The 12,726-nt window shown below is 48.9% G+C and carries 11 protein-coding genes and 1 pseudogene; 6 read left to right on the forward strand and 6 right to left on the reverse strand.

The features are described from left to right. Positions 1 to 247: 247 nt before the first annotated feature. On the reverse strand, positions 248 to 694 hold the full coding sequence (locus tag PSI9734_RS05675; protein WP_173920158.1) for a c-type cytochrome: 447 nt from the start codon (positions 692 to 694) through the stop codon (positions 248 to 250). A 74-nt stretch (positions 695 to 768) separates the two neighbouring features. Between PSI9734_RS05675 and dinB the strand changes: the two genes are divergently transcribed. Beyond that, positions 769 to 1,851 (forward strand): DNA polymerase IV, encoded by a 1,083-nt coding sequence (gene dinB / locus PSI9734_RS05680; protein WP_173920159.1) that lies wholly within the window; start codon positions 769 to 771, stop codon positions 1,849 to 1,851. Here dinB and PSI9734_RS11985 read toward each other — a convergent pair. Together PSI9734_RS11985 and PSI9734_RS12005 are read right to left on the reverse strand one after the other, a co-directional pair. After that, positions 1,848 to 2,132, reverse strand: a complete 285-nt coding sequence (locus PSI9734_RS11985) for a PepSY domain-containing protein (protein WP_343039783.1) — start codon at positions 2,130 to 2,132, stop codon at positions 1,848 to 1,850. The two genes, dinB and PSI9734_RS11985, sit on opposite strands and share 4 nt — an antisense overlap. Beyond that, positions 2,112 to 2,228: pseudogene (locus tag PSI9734_RS12005) on the reverse strand (transposase); the annotation flags it as partial. The pseudogene PSI9734_RS12005 and the gene PSI9734_RS11985, both read right to left, overlap by 21 nt. A gap of 495 nt (positions 2,229 to 2,723) precedes the next feature. On the opposite strand from PSI9734_RS12005, the gene PSI9734_RS05690 reads away from it, so the two are divergent. Next, positions 2,724 to 3,293, forward strand: coding sequence for a hypothetical protein (locus PSI9734_RS05690; RefSeq protein ID WP_173920160.1), 570 nt, complete (start codon positions 2,724 to 2,726; stop codon positions 3,291 to 3,293). A 524-nt stretch (positions 3,294 to 3,817) separates the two neighbouring features. After that, on the forward strand, positions 3,818 to 4,396 hold the full coding sequence (locus PSI9734_RS05695; RefSeq protein ID WP_246194769.1) for a DinB/UmuC family translesion DNA polymerase: 579 nt from the start codon (positions 3,818 to 3,820) through the stop codon (positions 4,394 to 4,396). A gap of 2 nt (positions 4,397 to 4,398) precedes the next feature. Here PSI9734_RS05695 and PSI9734_RS05700 read toward each other — a convergent pair whose 3' ends face one another. From PSI9734_RS05700 to PSI9734_RS05710, 3 genes are all read right to left on the reverse strand, one after another. Further along, on the reverse strand, positions 4,399 to 5,433 hold the full coding sequence (locus PSI9734_RS05700) for a PepSY-associated TM helix domain-containing protein (protein WP_173920161.1): 1,035 nt from the start codon (positions 5,431 to 5,433) through the stop codon (positions 4,399 to 4,401). Next, positions 5,433 to 7,538, reverse strand: a complete 2,106-nt coding sequence (locus PSI9734_RS05705; protein WP_173920162.1) for a TonB-dependent receptor — start codon at positions 7,536 to 7,538, stop codon at positions 5,433 to 5,435. The genes PSI9734_RS05700 and PSI9734_RS05705 overlap by 1 nt, the downstream gene beginning before the upstream one ends. 88 nt (positions 7,539 to 7,626) lie before the next feature. Beyond that, positions 7,627 to 8,472 (reverse strand): MurR/RpiR family transcriptional regulator, encoded by an 846-nt coding sequence (locus PSI9734_RS05710; protein WP_173920163.1) that lies wholly within the window; start codon positions 8,470 to 8,472, stop codon positions 7,627 to 7,629. 118 nt (positions 8,473 to 8,590) lie between these two features. Between PSI9734_RS05710 and PSI9734_RS05715 the strand changes: the two genes are divergently transcribed. From PSI9734_RS05715 to alr, 3 genes are read left to right on the forward strand one after another with little or no spacing between them, the layout of a single operon-like run. Further along, a complete protein-coding gene (locus PSI9734_RS05715) occupies positions 8,591 to 9,964 on the forward strand; it encodes a Na+/H+ antiporter NhaC family protein (RefSeq protein WP_173920164.1) in 1,374 nt (457 codons plus the stop codon). A gap of 17 nt (positions 9,965 to 9,981) precedes the next feature. Continuing rightward, positions 9,982 to 11,571 carry a serine hydrolase gene (locus PSI9734_RS05720; RefSeq protein ID WP_173920165.1) on the forward strand — a complete coding sequence of 530 codons (1,590 nt, stop codon included), beginning with the start codon at positions 9,982 to 9,984 and terminating at the stop codon, positions 11,569 to 11,571. A 3-nt stretch (positions 11,572 to 11,574) separates the two neighbouring features. Then, the gene (alr, locus tag PSI9734_RS05725; RefSeq protein WP_246194772.1) at positions 11,575 to 12,678 is read left to right on the forward strand and encodes an alanine racemase; all 1,104 of its coding nucleotides are present in this window, start codon (positions 11,575 to 11,577) and stop codon (positions 12,676 to 12,678) included. Positions 12,679 to 12,726: the final 48 nt, after the last annotated feature.

The following is a 12,726-nucleotide window of genomic DNA, read 5'->3' on the forward strand; positions in this document are numbered from 1 at the left end:
CGCAAGCGCGCAATATCTCTGGACTCTGTAGCTATCTGAAGTTCGTTGTTCATCGGCTTTTATAAGCTCTATTTAGATTTTATTATTCAGATCATTGCTTTTTTGTTGTTGTTTTTTGTGCAATAGTTAGCCCGATTATATCTTTACATTTCTTTACACGAAAGGCTTTTGCTCTATTTTTCGTCAAATTTCTTGCAAAAAAAAACCGCCGAAGCGGTTTTCCTTTAGTAATCAATAACATTCTAAATTAAATATCTGCAATCATGTAGTCGATAGCAGATTGAATCTCGGCTTCGCTACAATCACCACAGGTTCCTTTAGGTGGCATCGCATTGTAACCATTGACAGCATGCTTAAGTACGGTTTCCATACCTTGCGCTAACCGTGGTTCCCAGTCTGCCGCATTATTTAATTTGGGCGCACCCAACACACCGCCGGTATGACACGCCGCGCAGAATTGGTTGTAAACAGCTTCACCTGAGCGTGCCGCAGAACTGCCACTATCTCCCGCTGCTGCTGTCGCATTGCCAGTGTGTACTTGCCCAATCGGAGCAATCCGCTTGGCGATGTCTTCGTTTTTGTCTTGTGGCAGCATAGTAGCGCCTGCACTACCGACCACGAAGGCTAGAGCGACAGCGATTAAACGACCAGATGTTAAAGCTTTCAATACGTTCACAGTGGACTCCTGTTTCATTTAGTTGAGCTTGCACGCTCTCCAAGTTGTTGCGATTATAGCCAGATTCCGCCCAAGGTTAAACATTTCGTTTTATGTCTAAACCATCTCAGCCTGCTACGCGAAAAATCGCACTTTTGGATCTCGATGCCTTTTTCGCCAGCGCCGAGGTATTACGCGACCCAAGTTTGCGTGATCGTCCGTTCGCCGTCGGTGGCGGCAGCGAACGCGGTGTGGTTGCCACCGCCAATTACTTAGCCCGACAGTTTGGTGTTCGCAGCGCCATGTCAGGAGCGCACGCTAAACGCTTGTGTCCACAGCTACACTTTGTACGGCCAGACCACTCCTACTACCGGCAGCTGTCAAAGCAAGTGCTCGAAGTTTTACAGCAAGTGACGGATCGGGTGGAACCAGCCTCCATCGATGAGTTCTATTTAGACCTAACCGAGAACCAACAATTTAGAGGCAGTGCTTCACTTACTATGGAGGCAGTGCGTGACGAATTACGTAAACTTGGATTGACAGCTTCCGCTGGAATTAGTTGCCAAAAGATGGTCGCAAAAATTGCCAGTGAGGAGCACAAACCTGATGGCCAGTTCGTGGTGCCTCCAGAGCAATTGCTACATTACATCGCTCAATTGTCATTAAAACGCATTCCCGGCGTCGGTCCTAAAAGTCTTGAGCGCTTGCAAAATGCCGGTTACTACCTTGGCCAAGACATTCAAGCGGCAGAGCTTGGGCGGCTACAGCAGCTACTTGGCGAAAAAGCGGGCTGGCTGTTGCAACAGCGTTGCAATGGGCTCGACCCACGTCCGGTCGTCACGGAACGCAGCCGTAAAAGTGTCGGCTGTGAAGAAACGCTACGCCATGATTTTCAACACTTACGCCAGGTCGAGCAGTTTTTAGACGATGTTCTGTTGCCCCAGCTAAAGAAGCGTCTTGGCCAAGCACGCTGGCAAGATACCCACATAAAAAGCCAAACCGTGAAGTTGAAATTCAGTGACTTTCAGCAAACCACTGTGTCGCGAACTGCGAAAACGGTCTCGCCGAGCCTATTTTACCAATTAGTGCGTGAGGCATGGGAGCGCCGCAATCAGCGCAGTGTGCGGTTAGTGGGCTTGAGTGTCGCCTTGCCCGACCCAGATGAACAGTTACAACTTGAACTTGAGCTCGATTAGTTTTTACGACCACCGCGCTTTAACCAAAACCAAACACCGGTCACCGGAAGCGCTAACAAAACCACCCCCCCAGCAAGCGCCAGCAAGAACCACCAAAGTCCGCCCACATAAGCGATATGTACTGGGTAAATCATCTGCGCAACTTGATAGCCGACACTTCGGCGTCGCACATCGTCGGCCGTTTGCAGTGAACCGTTTGCAGCGAATGTGAGATAGCTGCGACCGTTAGGATGCCACTCGTTCATGTGTTTGAGACGCATATAAAATTGAGCTGAGCTCATGCCATGTTCACGGCAAAGCTCTGGGACGGGTACACCGTTATCGTTTTGTTGCAGAATCGCTAAGATCTGACCGTCTGTGTATCGTGATTTGCGCATAGAAAACTCCTTCGTTTTAGTTTAACCGAATTTTCTACTTATAACTGCTCCAATTTTTCGGGGGGATTACAAGATTTAGTCGTTCTGAAATTTTAAGTGGGGCTAGCTTTAATCAAGCATGGAAAGATAATGGGAGAAATTGGGGAGCAGCTTGGGAGGCATTTAAAGGTTGGTTTACACAAGATCAAGACCACCCTCATGATACTGTTCAGGTTGAACGCGGTATCAATTATTACAACGAAGTTTATAAAAATGATACAGACCCAGAATCAAAATCTGATTCTTGTGACCCTAATAATGGATTGGACAAAAGTGGAAATACCGGAGGCTCAGGAGGCTCTGGTGGCTCAGGAGGCGACTTAGGTGGCGGTGGTGGTACAATCACCATAATTAAGTGGGGTTGTGAGCTTTGGGAACTTCCTGATGGTAATGGTGGTCATTATTACCTTGAATTAAACTGTAAGTATACCTTTATAAATAACTAGAGGAATCGCGATGATTCTGCCACGTATATTTTTAAGTTTGATGATTTCATTGATGCTTTTTTCTTGCACACCTCAGTTTAATGAGGAGTTTTACTTGAATGATGTAGAAAGTAAGAAAGTGATATATCTTTCAGCCTTAATGAATGATGAGAATATAACACAATTAGTTCGCTTAAGTGACCACTTGATTATTGTTAATGGAGTTCTCATTGATACATCAATGAGGACTTACGGGATACCGCCAAAAGGAGGAGGGTATTCCCAAACATATGCTGAAAGAGCTTCATTAAATGAGTTTACTGATTGGAGTAATTTAGTTGACATTATGGCTGATAAGAGTATTCCTTCGAAATCAAAAATTGACCGACTATTCAAGGTAATGGCTGACTCAGGTTTTAAAGAATACCATTATGATAAGGATTGTGATGTTCATGCATTTCAATCAGGAAGTAATGTTTTAAAGGGCTTTTATGGTGTTTTAATTGGCAGTGAAGGCTCAGCAAAACATATTTCAATTCGTGAAAGCTATGACTACCTTAATAAAATAAAGGATGGGATTTACTACTTTGAGTTTAGGTAGATTTGTCAGTTTTATAATTTAAGCTAAGCATCTTTTTTAACATTCGAAAATCAAGATACTTTTTTTAATGTTAGATTTATGAAAATAGGCAGCTCTCACCTTCAAGGTGAGAGTGTTAAGTTAAAGAACTGATCTATGTAAAGGGCATTTAAAGATGGCTTTCACACCCTAGCAAGTCTGTTAGATCATTTTCAACCTAATCATGTCTTAAACATTTTACAAGTACCAAGCATCATCCATGCTAGTTTGATAGCGTGGTCGGCTACCTGTTTACAATAATACATTAATGTAATGCTTAGGTTTGACTATCAACATAATAAAAGTTCTTAAGAGAATCTATATCGCTGGCTATATACATTGGTTCGCAAAAAATTTGCGGATAGTATATTAAATTAGTATGTCTACTAATAATATTAAGTGACTATATCAATTTAAATAAGGCTCCCACCCACCTATATTGTAATTAGTATGTTTTTGTTCTACATTCAATCGCAAGTGAGGAGCATAAGCCCGACGGTCAGTTCGTGGTACCTCCCGAACAATTGCTAGCCTACATTGCCCAATTGTCGTTAAAACGCATTCCCGGCGTCGGCCCCAAAAGCCTCGAGCGACTGCAAAATGCCGGTTACTACCTTGGTCAAGACATTCAAGCGGCAGAGCTTGGGCGGCTACAGCAGCTACTTGGCGAAAAAGCCGGCTGGCTGTTGCAACAGCGTTGCAATGGGATCGACCCACGCCCGGTGGTCACCGAACGCAGCCGTAAAAGTGTCGGCTGTGAAGAAACGTTACGCCATGATTTTCAACACTTACGCCAGGTCGAGCAGTTTTTAGACGATGTTCTTTTGCCCCAGCTAAAGAAGCGTCTTGGCCAAGCACGCTGGCAAGATACCCACATAAAAAGCCAAACCGTGAAATTGAAATTCAGTGACTTTCAGCAAACCACTGTGTCGCGAACTGCGAAAACGGTGTCGCCGAGCCTATTTTACCAATTAGTGCGTGAGGCATCGGAGCGCCGCAATCAGCGCAGTGTGCGGTTAGTGGGCTTGAGTGTCGCCTTGCCCGACCCCGATGAACAGTTACAACTTGAACTTGCGCTCGATTAGTTTTAACGACCACCGCGCTTTAACCAAAACCAAACACCGGTCACCGGAAGCGCTAACAAAACCACCCCCCCAGCAAGCGCCAGCAAGAACCACCACAGCCCGCCCACATAAGCGATATGTACTGGGTAAATCATCTGAGCAACTTGATAGCCGACACTGCGGCGTCGCACATCGTCGGCCGTTTGCAGTGAACCGTTTTCAGCGAATGTGAGATAGCTGCGACCATTAGGATGCCACTCGTGCATGTGCTTGAGACGCATACGAAAACTGCCGTCCGTTTGTGGCGCCAGGTATACTAGCCTAGGTTCCTGCGCCGGCCAATAGCGCTTCGCAACCGCCATTCGTTGCTGCCAATTAAGCGCCCGTACCGCGGGCAGCGCCGGCTTTGTCGATTGAACCGCGTGTGGCAGTAAGGTTGCTAAACTTGAGTTCACTGCCGAGGCATACATAATTGCGGTGCCTGTTAGCAACAGCACCAAAATAGGAATGAACGCGACCACTCCCGCACTTCGATGGAATTGCCAAAGTGTGGCTTGGAACTGACGTGAACCTGGACTGCGCCAGCGCACCGCAAGCACCCGTCGGCTCCAGTTTCGTGGCCACCAACGCACCAACCCCGCCACCACCAATACCAAGCTGAGCAGCCCCATAATGCCCATCAGGTTTTTACCGAGCTCTTCCAATAACAGGTGGTGATGGAACTCAACGGCCCAAGAAATCCAGTCTCCTAGCATAGGGCGTGCCAAAATTTCATCGCCATGTGCGTCAAAATAGTGGGTTGTACCGCCCGCGTCGACAACTTCTATCCATGGCTTATCTTCACGTGGTAGGAAGGCGTATCCTGCGTCGAACCGATTAAACACCTTTGCTGCGTCCGCTTGGGTTGGCAACTGACTAAGCTGTAATTGCGGGTAGGTCAGCTGTAAAAGCTCGGTTTTGTACAACAGCAAAGTGCCCGTTAAAGAAACGAGCACTATCCATAAGCTTAAACCAAGGCCGAGCCATTTATGCACACGGCCACACCAATGGCGCCACATTAAAAGCTATAGTTCCAATTAAGGCTTAAGGTTCGGCCACGACCCGCAAAATTGCGTGAGTCAGGACCTACGGTTTGCGCATAATAGGTGAAATAAAACTCATCAAGCAGGTTCTCTACCCCGACCGCAAACTCACCATAGTCCATGGTTTCGATCGTCACCTGTGCGTCAAGGGTTTGATAACCGGAAAAGTTGTTTATAGCCTCGGCACCGGTGTAAATATCGCGGTCGAACAACATATTGTACTGTACACGGCTGCTTACCAGGGCACCCCATTGTTGTTCCCAGTAAAGATTCGCTCGTTCTGGCGCAATATTACGTCCATCAAGTTCCGCTTCGACGCGTTGATCACCATCACTATCATATTCACCGTTGGTTTTTGCGTAATTCACGCCAAAATTGGTGTTTGACGAGTACGCATAATTGGCACTTAGCTCCACCCCATCAATTTCGGTACGTTCGCGTTGAACACTGTAAAAGCCCTCGTCATCGGCTTGTAAGCGAGCTCCAAGATCAGAGTCTGAGGTAAAGTAGCTAACACTGAGGTTCATGAGTGTACCGCGGTACTCGATGCCAATTTCCTGATTGTCAGCAATCACCGGCTGTAAATCGAGAAAGCTCGCAACGCTTAAGCCAGGTTCACTTATACCGCGTAAGACACGACCCACGTCGGGCATGCTAAAACCTTCAGAGTAACTGGCAAATACACGCCAGTCTTGGGTTAGCTCATAAACCACACCCATATTAGGTAACAGCTCATTAAATGAAGGCTCTCCGCCGGTAACGAAGGTACTACCGTAACTTGCGAGGGTGGTAAAGTCGTTGACCTTTAACTGACCGTACTCGTAACGCAACCCGCCACTTAAGGTTAACCCATTGTTACGGTACCGAATTTGTGCGAACGGCGCCCAGTTATTGAAGCTGGTTTCCGGTACCCATTTGCGCCCGGTTTGTGCCAATTCTTGATAGGTGGTGTCGCGCAGGTAGTCAACGCCAGCACTCACATCGACCGGGGTGGCGGCGACATCAGTCCAATTAAGTGTTAAACGTGAGCCGTATTTCTTTGAGTCATTGCGCGATTGGTCAAAAATGGTGTCGCCATAAGCCGGATCTTGGAAGGTACCATAGGTACCGCCACCATAAAGCGCTGAGAAGTCCTGTGAAAAGAGCTGCCAGTTTAAGCTTGCACCCAGCACCTTGGCATTTTGATAGGTGAGTGTCGCTGTGGTCACTTTATTACGTGGCGGGTCGCCCGCACCCGGTTCGGGTATCGAAATCGCCGGTAAACCGGCTTCGCGATCGCCCGGCGTGGCTGAATAGTCACCATTGCCGTCCATATTAAAATGATTCAGCATCAGCTCGATGCGTTGCTCATCATCAAGTTGGTAGCCCAACTTAGCAAATACATCGTAGCTGTTTGAGTCCATGGTATCGCCCTGAACAGAGTCGACACCAATCAGCTCACCATTCCCATCGACATACATACCGGTCTTACGCAGTTGCACCCCGGCAACAGCTGAGACGTCGCCCGATGCCCCGCGAAATAGATAGCCTGAGCGGTAACTTAATCCTTCATCACTGTCACTTGTAGGTGTCGAAATTCCTGCATTTAGTTGGTGACTGGCGCCCTGCTCCGCGCTTTTGGTGATGATATTAATAAGTCCGCCACTGGCACCCATACCCTGAATCGCACTGGCACCGTGAATAATTTCAACGCGTTCAATCATCAAAGGATCAATGGTATACGCAGCACGCGACCCGTTGCGCAAAGGATTCGACTGCGGCACGCCATCAATTAAGTACAGCGGCTGTCGGCCACGCAAGGTTTCCCCGGAACTGGTTAATTTCTGTCTTGAGGGTGAAAAGGCTGGTACTAATTTACCCAATACGTCGGAAAGTGAGTCGGCGCTCGCCAGTTGCTGGCGTAGCTCATCACCGTCGATCACCGTCACCGTGGCGGGAATACTTGCCGTTGTCTGTTCTGTGCGAGTCGCGGTAATTTTAATTCGCTCATCGGCTTTAACTGGTTTTGAGCTGGCGTCTTGTGCGACAGCTGGTGTCGCACACAATAAGGCTATAGATAAACTTAAGAGAGTTTTGGTCATTTCAACGAATCCGCATGGCACAAATTTCAAATGTGCGTTAATGATAACGATTCGCATTACATGATCAAGATCTAAATAAGAATTAATGTCATTTAGTGTTCAACAAGTCGTGAGAATTCATGCTTTCTTCGATCAGCGTATCCACTTTTAGGCTTTGACAGAGCTGCACATAAAGCATATGGCATAAGTGCTGCATGCCCATTTGCATCAGCAAACTGTCGGTACGCATGTGAGTGTCACCACCGAGCGCAAACAAGCTGATATCGGCCAAAATACTGGTCGGGTTGTTGCCATAACGGGTCAGGGAAATCACTTTGGCTCCCTTACTTTTTGCTTGCCGGACAATTTTCAAAATATCACTGTTTTGGCCACCGTCGCTAATAGCGAATAATACGTTCCCCTCACTTAAGGTGGTGGCCATTTGTACCTGTAGCGCTGGGTCGGTGCTGCTTAGCGTTACTTTGCCCATCTGCATCAGGCGCAACACAAAATCTCGTGCGACAATAGCGGACTTACCAAAGCCAACTACTTGAATAGTTTCAGCTCCGGTTAGTTGCCGCAATGCCTGCTGCAGCACATCTATTTCATTGATATCAGCTACGCCTTGCATGACGGCGTACTGTGCATCGCGCAATTCAGCGAAGGTGGCGGCAATAGAACGCTCTTGTGATGGGTGGCTGGCTGGCACTCGGGTTTGACTCGACGCGGACACCACCGCCTCATTCACCGCAAACTTCAATGCAGGATAACCTCGATAGCCTAATTTCTGGCTAAATTTCACGACGCTCGACTGGCTTACGCCAATCGCATCGGCCAACTGTTGCGACGAATAGTCGCGTAGAAGATGCGTGTTGTCTAAAATAAAATCAGCGAGCTTACGCTCAATCAGTGACATATCTTCCCGCATGGCGCGGATTTTTAATAAACAGGACATAGGCGCTGTTGTTCTTCATAATCTATGAAAGTTAGACCCCCATATTGAATAATTTATTACTGGTTGGCAATATGGACAGCGAAAATCCGCTAACAACTCTATTAACAAGGCCTCATTTATGAGCTGGATGTCCATATTACCGCCGCTAGTCGCAATTATTGTTGTGTTCTGGCGCAAAGAAGTTATTGTCGCGCTGCTGCTAGCCATTGTCACTTCCGAGCTACTGCTCACCTGGCAAGGCGGTGAATCGTTGGTTTACACCTTCATTGCGACCATTGAGCGTATTATTTCTGTCTTTGGATCCGCTGGTAACACTCGAATTCTGATTTTCAGCCTTATGGTAGGTGCTCTGTTGGCCTATATTCGTGAGTCAGGAGGTGTCGCTGCAACCGTTGAAGCGTTACTCGCTCGTGGGCTTGGTCGCACCAAGCGTAGCGCCAGCTTAATGACGGTGTTTACGGGAATATTTGTATTTATCGAATCAAACCTCAGTGTCCTCACCGCAGGTATTCTATCGCGTGGCTTGTTTGAAAAACTGGGCATGAGCCGCGCTCGTTTGGCCTACCTTATCGATAGTACCAGTGCCCCCATTTGTATACTTATTTTATTGAACGGCTGGGGCGCCTATGTACTGGGTATGCTCGATCAGCAAGACTTACCAGGCTCAAGTGTCGGCACCTTGTGGAGCACCATTCCATTTAACTTTTACGCACTGGTAACCCTTGTTATTGTGTTTTATACCGCTATTTCGGGGCGCGTTTTTGGGCCATTGAAAAAAGTCGAAGAACAACCCCAGCCTCATCAAGACCTGCCCGAACATACCCCAAGTAACAGTAAAGCTCGTTATATGCTGGTGCCGTTAGCGGTCATGGTATTCGGTATGGTGGCCTTTATGTTTGGCACTGGTGGTGGCGATATCACTCAGGGTGACGGCTCAAAATCAGTGCTTTATGCGACAGGTCTGGCGTGTGTCGTTGCTTATTTCATGCTGATTATCAGTCGCCGTAAAAGTCACCAACAGTTGGTTGATATTGGTTTTAAAGGTATGGGCGAACTACTTCCGCTAGTAAGTATCGTACTGCTGTCACTGGCACTTGGAAGCAGCCTGACAGAGTTAGGCACTGGCCTATTCTTAGCGAACTTAGTCGGCGAGTTCTTACCATTATTCCTCATTGCGCCAATGTTGTTTATCGCAGGTGGCCTGATCTCGTTTACCACGGGTACCTCGTGGGGCACCTTTGCGATACTCATTCCGATTGCCGCGCCCATGATCATCGCACTCGATTTACCTGCACCGCTGCTGTTAGCTGCGGTACTTGGTGGCGGCGTGTTCGGCGACCATTGTTCACCGATCTCAGACACCACGGCCGTTTCGGCATTGGCTTCGGGCTGCGATTTACTAGAACACGTTCGCACCCAACTACCCTACGCACTTACCGGTGGTGCTATTACGTTAGTGCTGTATGTGGTCACTAGCTTGATTATGATTTAACCCAGAAGGTCTTTCGCATGATGTCTAGCCTCAGTTCTATTGCCCGGCCGGTTGCCGGGCTCACCGCCGCCATTAGCTTAGCGTTCAGTGTAACCGCCCATGCTGAACCGAGCCGCATCAGCGCCGAAAAAATCGATGCCACCGTGGCCCGCGTGATGGCTAGCTACGATGTGCCAGGAATGGCTGTCGCGATCGTCGAAGGTGATGCCGTGGCGTACGCCCAAAGCTATGGCGTGCAAGAATTCGGTGAACAGGCCAAAGCGTCGCCGAAAACACTCTTCAAAATAGCGTCGGTCACCAAAAACTTCACCACCGCTGCACTGGCACTGTTGGTTGATCAAGGCAAAATTGCATGGGACGACCCCGTCATTGATTACATTCCTGAGTTTCGCGTGCAAGACCCTTGGATCACCCGCAACTTTACCGTTCGCGATTTACTTATTCACAAAAGCGGACTGAATTTAGGTGCCGGTGACTTAATGTTCTGGCCAACGCCAAACGATTTTACCCGCGCCGATATTCTGCATGGCTTGCAGTTTTTACCGATGACACGCGGTTTCCGTACTCAATACGCCTACGATAATATTCTTTATGTGTTGGCCGGCGAACTTACCGAGCGCGTTACCGGTCAACGTTGGGAAAGCTTTGTCGAAGCAAACCTGATGCGACCTTTAGGCATGGAATACTGTTTTGCCGGCCCGGTGCCTGAGCAGTATAAGAAATATATTGCGCAACCCCACGGCATGATCGATGGAACACCCACCGTGGTGCGCCGCGACGCCGCCGATGATTACCTTACTTCGGCGCCGGCAGGAGGCATTCGTTGCAGTATTCAGGCAATGACGAAATGGATGAAAATGCATATTGCTCGTGGCAGTTACACTGATGCCAACGGTCAGCCGCAGCAATTGATTAGCGCTCAACAACACGCCGAAATGTGGTCGCCGCAAACCATCATGAACGTGGGTTCGCGCGCCGCCGACTGGGACAATACTCATTTTGCCGCGTACGGTCTAGGTTGGCGCATGCATGATGTCGACGGGCTACTAAGGGTTCATCACACTGGTACCTTGCATGGAATGAACGCCTATTTATCGTTTTTCCCCGAGCTTGATGTCGGTTTTATGGTGTTGATGAATCGCGCCCATAGCGACGCCCGCACAGCGGTCATGCAAACTATGATTAAGGCCTATACCGATAGTCCTGAGCGCGACTGGGTCGCCGCGGTACAGCAGTGGCGCAAGCAAGTCAGCGCGCAACGTTCTGCCAGCTATGAAGAACCTAAAACACAGCCGGTGACTGATGAACTTGCGGCACAGGTGGTGGGTGATTACCAAGACCCTTGGTTTGGCAAGGTCAGCGTTCGTTGGCAAGATGGCGAGTTGCGCTGGCGTTCACACCGCTCACAGCGCATGGTCGGAGAGCTGTTACATATTAAAGGAACGACCTTTGCCGCCCGCTGGGATGACCGGACGCACCACGCCGATGCCTATGTTCGCTTCACGACCACTATGCAGGGTGACATTTTAGGTATGCAACTTGCGCCTATCGACCCCGCAGCGGACTTTAGCTTCGATTTCGAAGACCTCAACTTTACCAAGCAGTAGCGAATGAACAACGGTATCCATTTTCGCCCGACTCGGGCTGATATTTCCATGGCGGCGTTGCAACACAACGCCGCCATTGCGCGGCGCCATGCCAACAACTGTAAGCTACTTGGCGTGATTAAGGCTGATGCCTACGGCCATGGTGCCATCGAAGTGGCCCGAGCGATACAGGGCTCGGTCGACGCGTTTGCGGTCGCTTTTATCGATGAGGCACTTACCTTGCGACAAGCTGGCTTCACCCAGCCCATTGTGCTTCTTGAAGGTTGTTTTAGCGAAGCCGAGCTACCTGTCTGTGCACATTATAATTTGCAACCTGTGGTGCACCACCAACAACAGTTAGATGCAATCTTACAAGCGCGATTGGTGAAGCCCGTTGCGGTTTGGTTAAAAGCCGATACCGGCATGCATCGGTTAGGGTTTCCACCAACACAAGTCGCAAAAGCCAAGCAACAACTCGATGCATGTAAGCAAGTGGCCAGTGTTACCTTAATGACCCACTACGCCAATGCAGATAAAGCGCACCACCAACTCAATGAGCTACAACAGCAACGCTTTACCGAGGCCTGTGCCGAAACGTCGCCAACGGCAGCCCTTAGTAGTGCTAATACGGCCGCTTTGCTTAGTAGCGCTATTGACTTAGGCACCGAACACAATCAATGGTGCCGTACTGGTATTTTGCTTTATGGCGTGAACCCTACAGAACAGGCGGAAACTGAAACCTTACAGGCGGCGATGCGACTTACTGCGCCAGTGATGGCCATTCGAGATATTGAGACCGGTGCGTCGGTAGGCTACGGCAGCCGCTGGCAAGCCCAACGGCCAAGCCGAATCGCCACCCTAGCGATAGGTTATGCCGACGGCTACCCGCGACATGCCCCCGATGGCACTCCCGTTTGGATTCAAGGGCAAAAGGCGCCACTTGTCGGCCTGGTCTCAATGGACATGATTACCGTTGATGTGACCGACTGTGAACGGATTGAAATCGGTATGGAAGCGGAGCTATGGGGGCCAAACCTACCGGTCTCAGAGGTCGCGAAGGCCGTCGGAACCATTAGCTATGAGCTGCTGAGTCGGGTAAGTCCGCGTGTTCCACGCCATTATAAATAATTTATGCCAAAAATATTTGTTGTTTGGAATATTATTCCACTTTAAGAT

The organism is Pseudidiomarina piscicola (assembly GCF_902806985.1).
GTDB classification, from domain to species: Bacteria; Pseudomonadota; Gammaproteobacteria; order Enterobacterales; family Alteromonadaceae; genus Pseudidiomarina; species Pseudidiomarina piscicola.